The sequence below is a fragment of the Xanthomonas sp. WHRI 6108 genome (genome assembly GCF_040202385.2).
Taxonomy (GTDB): Bacteria; Pseudomonadota; Gammaproteobacteria; order Xanthomonadales; family Xanthomonadaceae; genus Xanthomonas; species Xanthomonas arboricola.
Window position 1 is genome coordinate 3,650,360 of record NZ_CP168198.1, and the last position, 15,474, is coordinate 3,665,833.

13 protein-coding genes and 1 other RNA gene are annotated in these 15,474 nt (G+C 66.4%); 3 read left to right on the forward strand and 11 right to left on the reverse strand.

Annotation, left to right across the window (positions count from 1 at the left end):
* Positions 1–5: 5 nt before the first annotated feature.
* The 11 genes from ABQ039_RS15345 to ABQ039_RS15395 form a co-directional block, all read right to left on the reverse strand.
* The gene (locus tag ABQ039_RS15345) at positions 6–599 is read right to left on the reverse strand and encodes a hypothetical protein (RefSeq protein ID WP_374057809.1); all 594 of its coding nucleotides are present in this window, start codon (positions 597–599) and stop codon (positions 6–8) included.
* Positions 588–663: non-coding RNA, sX9 sRNA (locus ABQ039_RS15350), on the reverse strand. The genes ABQ039_RS15345 and ABQ039_RS15350 overlap by 12 nt, the downstream gene beginning before the upstream one ends.
* A gap of 70 nt (positions 664–733) precedes the next feature.
* Positions 734–2,026, reverse strand: a complete 1,293-nt coding sequence (locus ABQ039_RS15355; protein ID WP_184608646.1) for a TonB family protein — start codon at positions 2,024–2,026, stop codon at positions 734–736.
* Entirely contained in the window at positions 2,016–2,384 is a 369-nt protein-coding gene (locus ABQ039_RS15360; protein ID WP_065032764.1) for a BlaI/MecI/CopY family transcriptional regulator, read from the reverse strand. The genes ABQ039_RS15355 and ABQ039_RS15360 overlap by 11 nt, the downstream gene beginning before the upstream one ends.
* Before the next feature lie 100 nt (positions 2,385–2,484).
* Positions 2,485–3,846, reverse strand: a complete 1,362-nt coding sequence (locus tag ABQ039_RS15365; protein ID WP_024938154.1) for an ATP-binding protein — start codon at positions 3,844–3,846, stop codon at positions 2,485–2,487.
* A 17-nt stretch (positions 3,847–3,863) separates the two neighbouring features.
* Positions 3,864–4,565 carry a response regulator transcription factor gene (locus tag ABQ039_RS15370; RefSeq protein WP_184608644.1) on the reverse strand — a complete coding sequence of 234 codons (702 nt, stop codon included), beginning with the start codon at positions 4,563–4,565 and terminating at the stop codon, positions 3,864–3,866.
* A gap of 22 nt (positions 4,566–4,587) precedes the next feature.
* Complete coding sequence (locus ABQ039_RS15375; protein ID WP_065032765.1) at positions 4,588–5,250, reverse strand: hypothetical protein; 663 nt, start codon at positions 5,248–5,250, stop codon at positions 4,588–4,590.
* Positions 5,231–6,070 (reverse strand): SDR family oxidoreductase, encoded by an 840-nt coding sequence (locus ABQ039_RS15380; RefSeq protein WP_184609506.1) that lies wholly within the window; start codon positions 6,068–6,070, stop codon positions 5,231–5,233. The genes ABQ039_RS15375 and ABQ039_RS15380 overlap by 20 nt, the downstream gene beginning before the upstream one ends.
* The gene (locus ABQ039_RS15385) at positions 6,070–6,744 is read right to left on the reverse strand and encodes a TenA family transcriptional regulator (RefSeq protein WP_024938151.1); all 675 of its coding nucleotides are present in this window, start codon (positions 6,742–6,744) and stop codon (positions 6,070–6,072) included. The genes ABQ039_RS15380 and ABQ039_RS15385 overlap by 1 nt, the downstream gene beginning before the upstream one ends.
* The gene (locus ABQ039_RS15390) at positions 6,741–8,240 is read right to left on the reverse strand and encodes an AMP-binding protein (RefSeq protein ID WP_184608641.1); all 1,500 of its coding nucleotides are present in this window, start codon (positions 8,238–8,240) and stop codon (positions 6,741–6,743) included. Before ABQ039_RS15390 ends, ABQ039_RS15385 begins: the two co-directional genes overlap by 4 nt.
* On the reverse strand, positions 8,237–8,884 hold the full coding sequence (locus tag ABQ039_RS15395) for a thermostable hemolysin (RefSeq protein ID WP_184609503.1): 648 nt from the start codon (positions 8,882–8,884) through the stop codon (positions 8,237–8,239). The genes ABQ039_RS15390 and ABQ039_RS15395 overlap by 4 nt, the downstream gene beginning before the upstream one ends.
* A gap of 175 nt (positions 8,885–9,059) precedes the next feature.
* On the opposite strand from ABQ039_RS15395, the gene ABQ039_RS15400 reads away from it, so the two are divergent.
* From ABQ039_RS15400 to ABQ039_RS15410, 3 genes are all read left to right on the forward strand, one after another.
* Complete coding sequence (locus ABQ039_RS15400; RefSeq protein WP_349777956.1) at positions 9,060–11,018, forward strand: acetyl-CoA hydrolase/transferase C-terminal domain-containing protein; 1,959 nt, start codon at positions 9,060–9,062, stop codon at positions 11,016–11,018.
* 131 nt (positions 11,019–11,149) lie between these two features.
* The gene (locus tag ABQ039_RS15405) at positions 11,150–12,325 is read left to right on the forward strand and encodes a phosphatidylinositol-specific phospholipase C1-like protein (RefSeq protein ID WP_374057810.1); all 1,176 of its coding nucleotides are present in this window, start codon (positions 11,150–11,152) and stop codon (positions 12,323–12,325) included.
* Positions 12,326–12,459: 134 nt separating this feature from the next.
* Positions 12,460–15,174, forward strand: a complete 2,715-nt coding sequence (locus ABQ039_RS15410) for a TonB-dependent receptor (RefSeq protein WP_349777954.1) — start codon at positions 12,460–12,462, stop codon at positions 15,172–15,174.
* Positions 15,175–15,474 lie beyond the last annotated feature (300 nt).

A 15,474-nucleotide genomic window follows, 5' to 3' on the forward strand; every position in this document is an offset into this window, starting at 1 on the left:
CGCGCTCAACGCGCCACCTTGCCGGTGCGCACGCTGACCTTGCCTTGCCGCACTTCGAAGGTGAACGCGAACGACAGCGTCACCGGTACCGGCTGCTGGCTGATGGCGCCGCTGCAATCGTCCAGCGCGGCCGGCTGCGCCACGCCTGCGGCAAACGTGCACAGCGTGGCCGGAACGAACTGCCATTGCTGCACCGTGGTACGCACCGACTGCACCAGATCGACATTGTCCGGCAACAGACCGGCCGCACATTCGTCGCGATCGGACATGGGGTCGACGCGCTGTACCGCGCCGTCGGCGGTCAGGATCACATGCGCGCACACGGTGGTCGGCGGCAAGCTCTGCCGCGGCGAATCGGCCGGCAGCACCGGCGCATCGCTGCGCAGCGCGCGCGGCATGCGAAAGCGCTGTGCTGGCGCCAACGTGTAAGACTGGATGGAGCCGCCACCATTGCCACCCGGTTGCGCGCTCAGCATGCGCTGGTCCACCGAATCTTCGCGCTGGCTGCGCTGCTGTTCCTGCACCCCTTGCGTTGCACATGCGCCAAGCGACAGCGCCAGGATTGCGGCGCAGGTCGGCGCAAGGACGGCCGACAACACGTGGCGAGCAGTTGTCGGGTAGGCGTGGCCAGCGCGCAGGAACCGGCGAGTATGCGCGGCACATGCCAATCCCGGACACCCGGCGCGCCCGCCAGACAGTTGTGCAGTCGTTTTGCTGGTTGCGCTGGATTGCATCACGGCCTCTCCCGCCTTGCGCAGCCCGCTGAAGCACAACCGGCAAGGCGGTTGGACGCTGGCGCCTCCGAGCGCGCGGCGGCGGCATCGGTAGACGTTTGCTCCGGCCCATCCAGTTCGAACTTCACCGGCACGCGCACCGTGGAAGCAATCGGCTTGCCATGTACATAAACAGGTTTCAGCCGCCACTGGCGCGCTGCCTCCAGGACCGCTTGATCGAACACGCCGGCCGGCCTGCTCTGCAAAATATCGATGTGCTGCGGCCTGCCCGCAGAGTCGATGTCGATCTGCAGTTCGACAAAGCCCTCGATACCGCCGTCAAACGCGGCTGCCGGATATCTCGGCGGTTGCATCGTGGCGAAATCCACCGCGTTGCCGGCCGCCAGCGCCGGTTGTGCCGCTAACGCAATGCGTGCCGGCTGCAGGGCCCAGGCGACGGTGCTGACCCCCGCCGCCAGCAGCAGGACCATCGCCACGCGCCAGCGCGCACGTCCGGCAGCGATGGGGGAACCGCGCAGCGCCGCGATCCGCTGCGCCAACGGATGCGATGCAGCCCAATGACAGGCGAGCGGCGTAAAGTCGCGTCCAAGCTGGGTCTTCAGCATGGCGGTGGCGTAACTGCGGCGCTTGCCCGGATGTTGCGTCAGCACGGCCGCATCGCAGGCCAGCTCCTGATCCAGCCGGAACGCACGCCAGCCCAGATGCATCAGCGGGTTGAACCAGCCGATGCAGAGCATCAGCGCCGCCAGCAGGTTGGCATGCAGGTCGCCGCGGCGCAGATGCATGCGCTCATGCGCCAGGATCAGGGCGCGCTCATCGGCGTTGTAGCGCTCACTGAAATCCGCCGGCAGCACGATGCGCGGACGCCAGAGTCCCAACGATGCAGGAAGACCGGCATCGCGCACGGCCGACCAGAGCCGGTCGTCGAGCCGGTGCAACGGCCCCAGGCTGCGCATGAAACGCCGTTGCCGCGTCCACAATCCGATCGCCATCACTACTGCGCCGCCCAGCCACGCTGCTGCCAGCCATGTTGCCCACGCACGACCTTCGCCATGCACGCTGGAGAGCGCAGGCATGGCGGTCAGCGCCGGAAATCCTGGCACCGCGATGCCCAGAGACGGGCCGGGCAACAAGGCCGCCACCAGCGCCAGCGGGACGCAGGACCAGATCGCATACGCCGCCCCGGCACCCGACCGCTTGCGCAGCGGGCGACGCAGGAGCAGGCAGACCAGCAGCGCAGCGGTGGTGTACAGCGTTGCGCGGGACAACAGGACCCAGGCCTCAGTGTTCATCGTCCAGCTCCTTGAGCAGTTGTTTCAGTTCCGCGATATCGGATGCGCTGAGTTTTCCGCGCTCGCTGAAGTGCGCCACCAGTGGCGCCACCCGTCCGCCGAACAGGCGCTGCAGCAATCCCTCGCTCTGTTGCTGCACCCACTGCTCGCGCGCCAGCACCGGCGAATAGAGATAGCGTCGCCCTTGCTTCTCGGCACGGATGGCGCCCTTGCCGAGCAGGCGGTTGAGCAAGGTCTTGACGGTGGGCTCGGCCCAGTCGCTGCGGCCTGCCAGCGCGGCGACCACCTCGTCGGCGCTGCGCGGCGCCGCATCCCAGAGCACCTGCATCACCACCGCTTCGGCGTCACTGATCGACATGCGATTACATCCGTAATTTTTATCGATTACACGCGTAATTAGAATCGATGTCAAACAGTGTGCGCGGGTGCGTCGGCAGCCTCGCCCCACGGATCGCCCTTCAGCCCGTCGCGTTGCCGGCAAAGTGCACGCTGACGCGCAAGCCGCCCAGAGTAGGTGCGTCATCCAGCTGTACGCGCGCCGCATGGGCCACGGCAATGTCGTGCACGATCGACAGGCCCAGCCCGCTGCCTTCCACACCGGTGCCCAGCTCCCGATGGAAGCGGTGGAAGACGCGCACGCGCGCGCCCTCGGGGATGCCAGGGCCGGAATCTTCCACGACCAGGGTCGGTAGCGGTGCGCATTGCGTGCTGACCCGGATGCGGCCACCCACCGGTGTGTAGCGCACGGCGTTTTCCAGCAGGTTGCGCAGCAGCAGCGAGAGTGCGGTTTCCTCGGCAACCACCAGGACCGGTTGCAGGGCCAGTTCCACAGTCTGCTGTCGCTGCATTGCAACTGCCAGCACGTCTTCGGACTCGCTTCGCACCAGGGTGTCCAGGCTCACGCTGCGCCGCGGCAGCGCGGCCACCGCTTCCACCCTGCTCAAGGCCAGCAGCTGCGCGACCATGCGTTCGATGCGGAGCACGTTGGCGTCGAGTTGCTGTTGCGATTCATCGCGTTCCTGCGCGTCGGCCGCCAGGCGCAGATTGGCCGCATGCACTTTCAGCGCGGCAATCGGCGTACGCAGTTCATGCGCGGCATCGGCGATGAAGCGACGTTCGCGCTCCAGCCCGGCCTGCACACGGTCCATCAACCCGTTGACTGCGCGCACCAGCCCGTGCACCTCGCGCGGCATATGCTGCGGTTGCAGTGGCTGCAGGCGCCTGGGATCACGCTCGCCGATCTCGTCGGAGACGCGCACCAGCGAGCGTGTGGCCCAGTTCACCACCGCCCAGATCAACAGCCCCATCAACGGCAGGGCCATCACCAGCGGCACCAAGGTTCCCAGCGCGATGTCTTCGGCAAGCTCCTGACGAATGTCGGCGCGTTCGGCCGACTGAAACCAGCGCCCACCCGGCGAGCGCAGCGTAAAGGTGCGCCATTGGCCATCGGCCAGTTGCACGTCCGCATAGCCGGCACGCAACGGCGCCATCGGTTGCGCCGGCGCGCTGTCCGAGCGCAGGACCAGCGCACCGGCCGCGTTGCGCACCTGAAATGCCAGTTTGGTTTCGTAGGCATGGCCGTCCTTGAACGCCAGCGCCTCGCCCACGCCTTGCGCCTGCCCGTGCCATCCACGGATCACGATCGGCTCGCCTTGCGGCAGATCGCCCAGAGGTTGGTCCACCAGCGACAGCAGCACGCGCGCCGATTGCACCAGACGCGCATCGAACATCTCGCCAGCTTCCTGCAGGCCGGCACGATAACTGAAACCGGCTGCGGCCAGCATCAGCAACGACAGCACGCCCAGCAAGGCCAGCAACAGCGCGCGGCGGATCGAGTTCATTGCGGCGCTTGCGGCGGCAGCGCCGCGGCAGCCTGTGCGGCCTGCTCGTCCAGTGCATAGCCAATGCCGCGAACGGTGCGGATCACCGCCGGCGACAACTTGCGACGTAACTGATGCACATGCACGTCCACCGCATTGCTGGCGACGTCTTCGTCCCATCCATAGAGATGTTGCTGGATGCGTTCGCGACCGGTCGGCCGGCCACGTTGCTCCATCAGCAGCCACAACAGTGCGAACTCGCGGCGGGTCAGGTCCAGATCGCGGCCATGCCAGCGCACCGACATGCCGGCCGGATCCAGCTGCAGCGCACCAGCCTGCAGTACCGGCTGCGCACGCCCGGCCGAGCGGCGCAACAATGCCCGTGTGCGCGCCAGCAGCTCATTGGTGTCGAACGGTTTGCCCAGATAGTCGTCGGCGCCGACATCCAGGCCGAGCGCGCGGTCGGCTGCACGCTCGCGTGCACTGAGCACCAGAATCGGGGTATCCAGCGCACGTGCGCGCGCCTTGCGAATGACCTCGATGCCATCCATGCGCGGCAAACCCAGATCCATGATGACCAGATCCACGGTGGCTTCCTGCAAGGCCATCAACGCACTGACACCGTCATGCACCCAATCCACTGCATAGGCGGCACGCCGCAATGCAGTGCGGATGCCCTCGCCCAGTGAAAGATCGTCTTCGACCAGCAGGATGCGCATATAGGCCAGTCTGGAAGTCGGCTCACGGCTTGGCAAGCTGCGCCCGCACATCTGCCAGCTTGGTGGCCACTTCCTTGCGGCGACCGGCGTCGGCCAGTTGACGTCCCGGGCGTGGCGGCGCAGCGGCAGCCTTCTCGAACGCCGCTGCCGCGCCCGCCCAATCCTTCTGGTCGCGCAGGAAATCGCCGACAAAGTAGTTGCTGTCCAGTCCGTCAGGGTCGATCGCCAGCCCCTGATACAGCAATGCGCGCGCCTTGGCGTCGTCGCCGAAGCCGATCGGCCAACCGGGCACCTGGTAATACAACGCGCCCAGGCTGGTGTACGCCGCGCCGTCGAGCGCGCGCGGCGCGCGCTTGATCGCTTCTTCGAAATCGCTGCGTGCGCGTTTGACCTCCGCCAGGGCGCCCAGGCCGCCTTTTTCCGCGGCCAGACTGGAGCGCACGATGCCGTCCCAGATCAAGGCATCGGCATCGTCGGGCAGGGCGTGGCGCACCTGATCGGCCTGCTGTGCGAGTGCTTCCAGTGCGGCGAGCCGCTGCGGTTTCGGCATCTGGTAGCTGATCGCCGCCCAGCGGTCCTGCACTTGCGCTACCTGCGGCTGCATGCCGGCTGCGCATGCGGCGCCGGCGACCAGGCACAGCCCGAGCATGGTGAAAAGACGCGAATTACGGTAATTGCGGTTCATGGGAAAGCTCCTGCGTGGCGACGCCGCCGCCGTGCCGCGCGTGGCGGCGGATGGTGGATAGCTGTTTGCGTAACGCGCGGTCGACCAGTTCCGGCAGTAGCCCGTTGAGCCGGGCAAAGGCCTTTTCCGGCCATCCCAACTGACGTCGCCTATCGCCGCGCACGATCGACTGCAGCAGCGCTGCTGCCACGTCTGCGGCACGATCCACCGCCGTGCCCAACTCCGCATTGAGCGCGTCCACCGCGGCAGGATTGAACGCAGTGGCCGTGGCACGCGGCGACAGATACTGGAAACGCACCCGCGTATCGGCATGCTCGCGCGCCAGGGCTTCGAACAGACCACGCAGACCGAACTTGCTGGCGCTATACCCGGCAAATCCGGCGAACCCCAGGCTGCCGAAGGTGGATCCGAGCGCCACCATCGCTGCCTCCGGCTGCCGCGCAAACGCCGGCAACAGCGCCTGCACCAGCAGCATCGGCACGGTCAGATTCAGATGCACCATGGCGCTCAGGCTGGCCGGATCCTGATCCTGCAACAGCCCGAACTGGCTCTGCGCATGCGCAAGCACCAGCACCGACGGTGCCGGACGCATCGCATGCACCTGCGCCAGCAGCAACGCACGGCCCGCCTCGCTGGCCAGGTCTGCCGCCACCGGCACCACGCGGCCGGGTGGATGCGCGGCAACCAGCCCTTGCAAGCGCCCGTCCGTACGTCCCACGGCCATGACCGTTGCGCCCGCCTCGACCAGGCCGGCGCACAGCGCGCTGCCGATGCCGCCGCTGGCGCCGGTCAGGATGACGCACTTGCCGCGCAGATCCATCACGCCGCCTCCGCCAGACGCGAGCCGTCGCTGCGCAGGGTGCGAAACAGGTCGCCGTACAACACGTAGAAACGCTTGGCCGCATGCACCACCGCGTGCTGGTCTAGCGGGTCGTCGAGCCGGTTCATCAGCGTCTCGAAAAAGCCGGCATGCTCCACGTCCAGATCGCCATGCGACAACAGATAACTGAAGGCATTGGGCGGCAGCGCCAGCGTTTGCGCGATGCTGTTGGCCGCGCGCGTGGCCAGTGCCACGCTGGTGCCCTCCAGTACCAGCACCATGCCGAAGAAGCCGACCGGGTTGCCGCGCTGGATGGTGTCGTAGGCGTAGCTGATCATCAGCTCGGTCGCCAGCGACGGGCCGGCGAGCACCGCCGCTTCGCGCACCTGCCCGCACGCCACCAGATCGTCCAGGATCCACTCCTGGTGGCCCATTTCTTCTTCGATGTATTCGCCGATGGCTTCGCGCAGCCATTCCAGCCGCGCCGGCAGACGCGCGCCGCAAGCCATCAGCAGCGGCACCGTGTGTCGCACGTGGTGATAGGCCTGGCCGAGGAACGCCACGTAATCGTCGCGGGCGATGTTGCCGGCCAGTGCCGCCTGGATGATCGGTACCTGGGTCATGCGCTCGCGTTCGGCCTGGGTCTGCGCCAGCAGGGATGTGTAAAACGTCATGGAGAAATGCCTTGAGAGAGGACAGTGGCCGGCAATCGATAACTGCGATCGATGGCGGAGTGATAGCGCGCGAGGATCGCGTCGCGGCGGGGGCGCCCGTTGGCCGTGAGCAGGCCCTCGTGTGCGCTGAACGGTGCATCGGCACGGACAAAGCGCGCCACGCGTGCGTAATCGGGCAAACCGGCATTGACCTCGGCCAGCGCCTTGGCGATTGCCGCGTCGTCGCTGCCAGGCCGACGCGGCCACAGCACCGCCACGTTGTCGGCCTGCGCCTCGCCCCACACCACCGCCTGCGCGAGCAATGGATGCTGCAGCAATTCGCTTTCCACCCATTCGGGCGAGACGTTGCGGCCGAAGGCGGTGATGAAGACATGCTTGCGGCGCCCGGTGATGTGGACGAACCCCTCGCCATCCACATGGCCCAGATCGCCAGTGCGCACCGGCCCTGGCGGCATGGCCTGCTCGCCCAGATATCCGAATGCGCGTACGCCGTCGACCTGGATCTCGCCATCGACGATCGCGACCTGCGCATGCGCCAGCGGCTGGCCGACACTGCCGGCACGCACGGCACCCGGCCGGTTGAGACAGACCACCGAGCCGCATTCGGTCAGGCCGTAGCCTTCGAATACCGGCAGCCCCGCCGCAGTTGCGCGCGCCAGCAGACTGGGGCCGACATGCCCGCCACCAACGGCGATGTAACGCAGCGATGCCGGCAAGGCCACGCCCTGCTCGGCAGCGCTGACCAGGGCGAGCAACAGCTGCGGCACCAGGATGACGCTCTCGGGCTGATAGTGCTGCAGGCAGCGCAACAGCGTGGGCACATCTAGCCCGCTGGCGCCGGTGTAGCCGATCTGCGCCAACGACGGCAGCGCCACCTGCGCACCGGACAACAAGGTCGCATAGAGCCCGGCCACGTTTTCCAGCAAGGTGGACAACGGCATCAGGCACAGATGCCGACGCGGCGCGATGGCAGCCGAAGCCTCTATCAGCGAGGTGGCCACCGTGAGCAAACCGTCCGCCGACAGACACACCCCCTTGGGGCGGCCGGTCGTGCCGGAGGTGTAGGTGATGCAGGCAGTGGCGTCCGGCAATGCGGGCCGCGCTGCGACCGCTTCGATCCGCCAGAACCGCAGCGCCTCGTGGTGCAGCGCCGGCAGCGGGCCGCTGCTGCCGGCCGGCGCAGCGGCGGCGGCGTCGGTCACCACGCATTGCGCGCCGCTGGAGGTCAACGCGTGCAGTACCTGGGGGCCGGAAAAGAAAGTCGGCAACGGCACGTGCACGGCATCGATCAGACGTAGCGCCAGATCCAGGATCAACCAGTCCGGGCCGTTGTCCAGCCGGCTGGCGACCCTTGTCAGCCCTGCGGTCTGCAACTGCGTTGCCAGTCGCGCGACAGCATCGGCCAGCGTCTGCGCGTCCAGGCTTCCCGCGGCGGTCAGCACCCGCGGCGCATGCGCGTGCGGCTCACCGAGCAATTGGGCGAAACGTGTGCTCATGCGCCCACTCCCATCTGGTACGCCATTGGCTCGACGCCCTGACGCGCGGCCTGCGGATACAGCGCCTGCCGCTCCAGCAAAAATGCATGACCGGCGGCGACATCGCCGCACACCACCTGCGGTTGCGTGGCGTAGTAGCTGCCCCAGTCGGTGTCGTCATCGCGCAGGCGTGACTGCAAGGCAGGCGCCAGCACCACCGGCTGCAGCTGTAGCCGGTCGAAGGTATTGCGCAGGCCGCGGGTCGCGGTAAACAACACCCAGCGCACGCCTGCGTTGTGCAGCGCATGGGTCATCTGCGGGATCAGCGCGCGTGCGCTGCCGGAGCTGATCGCCGCGAAGTTGCCCACCTCGGCCAGGCCCGAGCGTGCGACCGGTGCGGCCATGCGCCCGGCCAGCGCCGACTCGGCGGGCTCGTCCAGGTACTGCTCCACGAACAACCCGCCAGCGCTGCCAAGCCGCATCCCGACTGCCGCCATCAGCGTGCCGTGGGCATCGCGGTAGACCAGCAACTGCGGCAGGAAGCTGCGCAGCTGCGCACCATAGCGGCGCAGGTAGACCGCAGCGATGAAGCGTTCCGCCTCCTGGCGCTGCGGGTGACCAACCTCGACCAGGCTGGCACTGGCAAATCCAGGACGGGCATACAAACGGGAAGGCGTGGAGGTGATCATGCAGCGCATGCTGGGCCGGCTCGATTAAGTGACCATGAGCCGTGTGTTACCGAGTTGTAAGTTCTGCCGTAGCAATTCGTTGCGTGGCGTCAGGCATCGCCTGACAGCTGTCGGTGCCTGCACCACAGCGCTTTCGGCTACGCTTTCGCGCATGAGTACACATGTCACTGAATTGAGCGCTGCGGTTGCGCACATCCTGCAACGCCTCGATGGCCCGCTGCGCGTCGGCGCGCCGTTGGGCATCGGCAAGCCGCACCGGTTGTTGAACGCGTTGTATGCGCAGCTCAAGCACACGCCGACCCGGCCACTGGCGCTGTACACGGCGCTGTCGCTCAATCCGCCCAAGCCCGGCGCGGGACTGGAGGCACGCTTTGCGGCGCCGTTCATCGCACGCCATTTTGGCGAGGATTTCCCGCGTCTTGCCTATGTCGATGACATGCTGCGCGATGCGCTGCCGGCGCATGTGCAGGTGGAAGAGTTCTACATGCAGTCCGGCGGGCTGCTGCACTCCACCCAGGCGCAGGCCGACTACACGAGCCTCAACTACACCCACGCTGCTGCGGCGGTGGCGCAGCGCGCGCCGAACCTGATCGTGCAGAAGGTGGCGCGCGAACCGGGCGGCACGCGGCTGTCGTTGTCGTGCAACAACGACATCACCCAGGACACGCTGGATGCGGTGCAGGCGCTCGGACTGCCGCGCCCCATGCTGGTGGCGGAAGTGGACACGCAACTGCCGTGGATCGGCGGAACCGCGGCAGTGGAGGAGGCGTTCTTCGATCTGGTGATCGACCTGCCCGGTCCGTCGCCGCGCCTGTTCGGGTTGCCCAGGCAGCCGGTAACCAGCGTCGACTACGCCATCGGTCTGTATGCCAGCGCGCTGGTCCGCGATGGAGGCACCCTGCAGATCGGCATCGGCACCCTGGCCGATGCACTGAGCCATGCGCTGGTACTGCGACATACCGACAACTCCACCTATCGGCGCGTGCTGCAGGCGCTGGACCCGCAACTGGAACAGCATCCTGCGGTGCGCGCCAGCGGTGGCCTGGCGCCGTTCGAGATCGGCCTGTACGGCTGCAGCGAAATGCTCAACGAAGGGTTCAAGCAGTTGGTGGACAGCGGCGTGATCCGCCGCAAGGTGCACGATGATCTGGCGCTGATGCAGCGCATCGCCGACGGCAGCGCCGATGCGGCCGATCACGCGCGCCTGGCCCGCGAAGGCGAGTTTCTGCATGGGGCGTTCTATCTCGGCTCGCCGGATTTCTACCAGTGGCTACGCGAGCTGGATGCGGACACCCGCGATGCCATCGGCATGCGTCGCATCAGCGAGATCAACCAGCTGTATGGCGGCAACGAAGCGCTGGAGCGGCTGCAACGCCGCGATGCACGCTTCTTCAACTCCTGCATGATGGCCACCGCACTCGGCGCGGCGGTGTCCGACGGGCTGGAAGATGGCCGTGTGGTTTCCGGCGTGGGCGGCCAGTACAACTTCGTGGCGATGGCGCATGCCTTGCCGCAGGCGCGCAGCGCGTTGATGCTGCGGGCCACGCGCGATGCCGGTGCACATGCAGCGAGCAACGTACGCTGGAACTACGGGCACACCACCATCCCGCGCCATCTGCGCGATCTGTACATCACCGAGTACGGCATCGCCGACCTGCGCCACCAGACCGATCAGGATTGCGTGCTGGCGATGGCCGGCATCTGCGATGCACGCTTCCAGGACGCGCTACTGGCAACCGCCAAGGCATCGCGCAAGCTACGTGGCGACCCTGCACTACCTGCGCGTGCGCAACGCAACACGCCGCAGGCACTGGAACAGGCGCTGGCGCCGTTCCGCCGCGATGGCAGCCTGCCCGACTACCCGCTCGGCAGCGACTTCACCGAGGTCGAACAACACCTGCTGCGCGCCCTGAGCTGGCTCAAACGCGCCACCGCCGGCAATAGCGCAAAGCTGATGACCGTCTGGCGCGCACTGCTGTCACGCAAGAGCGACGATGCATACGAAGCCGCTGGTCTGCAACGGATGGCACTGGATGCGCCACGCAGCATCGCCGAACGCGTGCAGGCACGGCTGCTGGCGTATGCCTTGCAAAAGACCAGAATGCACTGAGGCGCCGGTGTCGCGAAAAGCGATGCCATGGCGCGTTTTTCGCATTGTGACGCAAGACGGCAACACGGCGGAAAGCCTTGCGTCAAATTTGGCCCGGATGATGGCGACCACCTTCTTTCCGGCCTGGCTGCATGCGCTGCTTATTCGTTGTTTCGGCTGTGAATCCAGGCGATGACCGCACAGCGAAGCCATCACGCGCAAGGCGAAGCAACACACGCAGCGCTGCATTCCTTGGCCTGCTGATGCTGGCCGGCGTGACCGCGCATGCCGCGCCTCGCCTCACCGATCTGCAATACATCGGCAGCCACAACAGCTACCACGCCGGCTTCGCCCCCAGCGAAGCAACGCTGCTGCAACGACTGAGTCCGGAGCTGTTCGCGGCACTGGATTACCGCCATCCGCCGCTGAGGCAACAACTGGACGATGGCGTCAGACAACTCGAACTGGATGTCTTTGCCGATGCCAACGGTGGTCGCTACGCACACCCGGCCAGCGTCGCGCAGATCGCCAAGGCCGGCTTGCCGCCCGCACCGCCCAGCGCACCGGCCGGAGTGATGGACAAGCCCGGCTTCAAGGTCATGCACGTGCAGGACGTGGACCAGCGCAGCACCTGCCAGCCCTTGATCGCGTGCCTGCAGGAAGTGCGCGCGTGGTCGAAGCAGCACCCCGGGCATGTGCCGATCTTCATCCTGCTGGAAACCAAGCAGGCGCCGGTGCAACTGGCGTTTCCGACCGTGCAGCCGGAGCCGTTCGATCCGGCGGCGATGGATGCATTGGATGCCGAACTGCGCTCGGTGTTTCGACCCGGCGAGTATCTCAGCCCCGATCAGGTCCGTGGCAACGCAGCCACGCTCAACGCCGCGGTGCTTGCGCATGGCTGGCCGTCGTTGAGCGAGGCACGCGGCAAGGTGGTGTTCCTGCTCGACCAACGCGCGGCCGGTGCCAGCTACCTGCCCGGGCATCCGTCGCTGCGCGGACGCGTGTGCTTCACCAATGCCGTGCCTGGCCAAGACGATGCCGCGTTCACCGAACTCAACGATGGCCCCGCCGAGACGATCACCCAATTGGTGAAAGCCGGCTACCTGGTGCGCACGCGTACCGACGCCGACCTGAAGGAAGCACTGCAACACGACACCACCCGCCGCGACCGCATGCTGGCCAGCGGCGCGCAGTTGCTCAGCACCGACTTCCCCGCACATGAGCCGGCCGGCAACGGTTACGTGGTGCGCTTCGAAGGCGATGCGGTCGCACGCTGCAATCCGCAGCTGGCGCAGGCGCACTGCAAGGGCGTCGACCTCGGGCACTGAGTCGGGGTCACTGCCGTCGTCGCAATCTCCGCACCACACACAGACCTGTCGCAACGGAAGGCGTCGGCGATGCACACCCGCACCCGCAGTAAGGGGCCGGGCACTCCATCTTCTCCAACCACGCGAGCCATTGCATGCAGTCCCCACGCACCACCCATCGCCTGACCTGCGCCATCGCGCTGGCACTGTCCGCGCCGGCGTTTGCCGAGACGCCGGAGCTCGGCACCACCACGCTGGATTCGGTCAACGTGCAGGCCAAGCACGCCGCCGCACCGGGATCGCTCAACGAACAGCGCCTGTCCAGCAGCGTCAACAGCGTGATGAGCAAGCAGCAGATCGATGCGATCCCTTCGGGCGGCATCGCCGATGTCGTGTCGCACATGCCGGGCCTATCCGCGTACAGCGATATGCACCTGGGCCAGGCCACCACCGGCGAAAACGCCTACGTCAGCATTCGCGGTATGGACGCCAGCTACAACGCCTACACGCTCAACGGCTTCGGCATGCCGGAAACCGATTCATCGACGCGCGCAATCTCGTTGAACATGCTGGCGCCGTTCGGCATCCAGTCGGTGCAGGTGTCCAAATCCCCAACGCCCGACATGCCCGGCGATGCGATCGGCGGCGCGATCGACATGCGCACGCCCAATGCCTTCGACTTTGAGCAGGATGTCTACGCCAAGAGCACCGCGCAGGGCCAGTTCAATGCGCTGGCCTCGAAGCTGGGCGGCAAGGACAGCGGCGGCACCTTCCAGCAGGAGCTGGCCTGGAAGTTTGGCGATGGCCATGCCTTCGGCCTCTACGCATCGGCGTATTACGGCAGGAACAACAACATGGCGCAGGCGCCGGCGCCCAACAGCAAATACGTACCGGCCGATCCCGCCCTCGCCACTGCAACCGACCTGCGCGATGTCGGGCCGTTGATCAGCACCCGCTACAAGTACAGCCTCTACACCAGCCAGATCGAACGCTACGGCGGCAATCTCTCGCTGGATTGGCAAGGCGACAACAGCGCGCTGTACGCGCGTGCGATCTACGGCAGCTACGGCGTCACCGGGCAGCAGGACCAGTCCAGCGCGCGCCTGGAAACCTATCGCAACCAGCCCACCGCCGTGCGTGGCGGCTATTTCAACACGCACGATATCGACGAGAAACTGGCGACGCTGCAGCTGGGAGGCCAGACCACGCTGGGCCGCTTGCGCTTCGACTACGGCAGCTCGGTCGGTCGCGGCACCCGCAGCCGCCCGGACTACGTATCGGCAAGCCTGTATGGCTTTACGCCCGGCAGCTTCGCCTTCGACCTCAGCAACCCCCGCTATCCCAGCATCGCGCCAAGCACGCCTGGCCTGCAGGACTTTTTCTACAACCTGGATTCGTCGTTGCTGTGGAAGGTGCAGGGGCACGACGCCGGCAGTCACGACAACCGCGTCAACGCACACACCGATATCACCTACCAGGTCGATGGCGATGTGCTGGACAGCGTCAAGCTCGGCCTGTCTGCCGACCACTCCGACCGCGGCGCCTACGATCACCCGTTCTTCCACAAGGACGGCAACTTCGTCACCAACGGGCCGTATTTTGGCGGACCCAATTACGCCTTCCCCACCGCAGGCGGGCCGCCACTGAGCGCGATCCCGGGCCGCGTCACCTATCACGCCTTCGACGGCCGCTACGCCGGCCCGTTCAAACTGCTGGACCGCAACTGGATGCTTGCGCAGGCGCTGCCCTACAAGTACGTCGACGATCCCAATGGCGCAGGCGTCTATACCGCCAACGACTACAACGCCAACACCACCTCCAGCACCGAGGCGATCTATTCCGGTTACGCGATGGCCGCGCTGCATGTCGGCTCGGTGAGCGTGCTGCCCGGTGTGCGCTACGAGTTGACACGCTATGCGGCCGAATCCTGGCAATCCAGCGGCGATGGCAGCACCGGCAGCTTCGTCGGCACCGGCAGCACCTATGGGCAAGTGCTGCCGGGCATCAGCATCAACTATCGGCCGGATGACCTCACCGTGTATCGCGCTTCGTTGCGGCGCAGTTTCAGCCGCCCGGCGTTCGGCCTGATCTCCGGCGAGACGGTGTACACCATCGACGATACCCAGAAGGTGGTCGGCATCTCCAGGCCCAATCCCGATCTGCAGCCGAGCAAGGCCGACAACGCCGACCTCTCCGCCGAGTTCTACGATCACAGCGGCGGCGTGCTCAGCGCATCGACCTATTACAAGCGCATCACCGGCTTCATCTACACCTCGCAATCGGCGACCAGCAACGACAACACCCTGGGCGGGCTGGTACCGACCGGCACCACCTTCGAAAACGGCGTACCGGTGACCATGCCGCAGAACGGCGGCACCGCCAAGCTCTATGGACTGGAGCTGGCAGCGAGCAAGCGCCTGCAGGAGTTGCCGGGCCTGTGGAGCAACGTCGGCGTCACCGCCAACCTCACCCTGCAGCACAGCGAAGCAGACAGCAGACGCAGCGACCAACCGGAAAAAACCTGGCTGCCACGCGCACCCGAGCGCATCTACAACTTGGATCTGTTCTACGACGATACGCATCTGCGCGCCGACCTGAGCTACAACTACACGGGCCTGCAATTGCTGGGGCTGACCAGCGACCGGCTCAACTATTACCTGCAACCGGTCAAATCACTGGACTTCACCGCGACCTATCATCTGCCGCACCACGTCGATGTCGGTGTGTCGGCCAAGAACCTGCTCAATGCCGCCACGTTCTACGAAACCCAGGGCAAGTCCAGGCGCTACATGGCCTACGACCCTGGCGCCGACGGCGCCTATGTACAGACCGGACGGGTATACATGCTGACGTTGGGCTACACCTACTGACGGCAGACCTGCAGACAGCTGCGGCGCGATGTCTGCAGCTACAGGGACCGGGTCTGCACCAATCCGTATCGATCGCCTGACTGACATGCAGGCGATCGATTAAGGCGTGGTGCACGACTCTCTCTGCCGCTCGGGTAGAAGCGGCAGGCAGCGGCATCTATGGCAGCTGTGCGGAGGCGAGATGACAGGTATCCACTTCTGACCCGCATCGCGACTGCGTCCCCAGTCAGTCCCGGTGCAGCCATTTCACGCAGACCACGCAGGCGGCTCGGGCAAGGTGCGCTCATGCCTCTTCCGGAC

Excerpts from the sequence above, each read along its gene's own strand:
- ABQ039_RS15370 (WP_184608644.1), bottom strand. The coding sequence starts at position 4,565 with ATGCGCATCCTGCTGGTCGAAGACGATCTTTCACTGGGCGAGGGCATC.
- ABQ039_RS15360 (WP_065032764.1), bottom strand. The coding sequence starts at position 2,384 with ATGTCGATCAGTGACGCCGAAGCGGTGGTGATGCAGGTGCTCTGGGAT.
- ABQ039_RS15405 (WP_374057810.1), top strand. The coding sequence starts at position 11,150 with ATGCGCTGCTTATTCGTTGTTTCGGCTGTGAATCCAGGCGATGACCGC.
- ABQ039_RS15400 (WP_349777956.1), top strand. The coding sequence starts at position 9,060 with ATGAGTACACATGTCACTGAATTGAGCGCTGCGGTTGCGCACATCCTG.
- ABQ039_RS15390 (WP_184608641.1), bottom strand. The coding sequence starts at position 8,240 with ATGAGCACACGTTTCGCCCAATTGCTCGGTGAGCCGCACGCGCATGCG.
- ABQ039_RS15380 (WP_184609506.1), bottom strand. The coding sequence starts at position 6,070 with ATGGATCTGCGCGGCAAGTGCGTCATCCTGACCGGCGCCAGCGGCGGC.
- ABQ039_RS15410 (WP_349777954.1), top strand. The coding sequence starts at position 12,460 with ATGCAGTCCCCACGCACCACCCATCGCCTGACCTGCGCCATCGCGCTG.
- ABQ039_RS15385 (WP_024938151.1), bottom strand. The coding sequence starts at position 6,744 with ATGACGTTTTACACATCCCTGCTGGCGCAGACCCAGGCCGAACGCGAG.
- ABQ039_RS15355 (WP_184608646.1), bottom strand. The coding sequence starts at position 2,026 with ATGAACACTGAGGCCTGGGTCCTGTTGTCCCGCGCAACGCTGTACACC.
- ABQ039_RS15375 (WP_065032765.1), bottom strand. The coding sequence starts at position 5,250 with ATGAACCGCAATTACCGTAATTCGCGTCTTTTCACCATGCTCGGGCTG.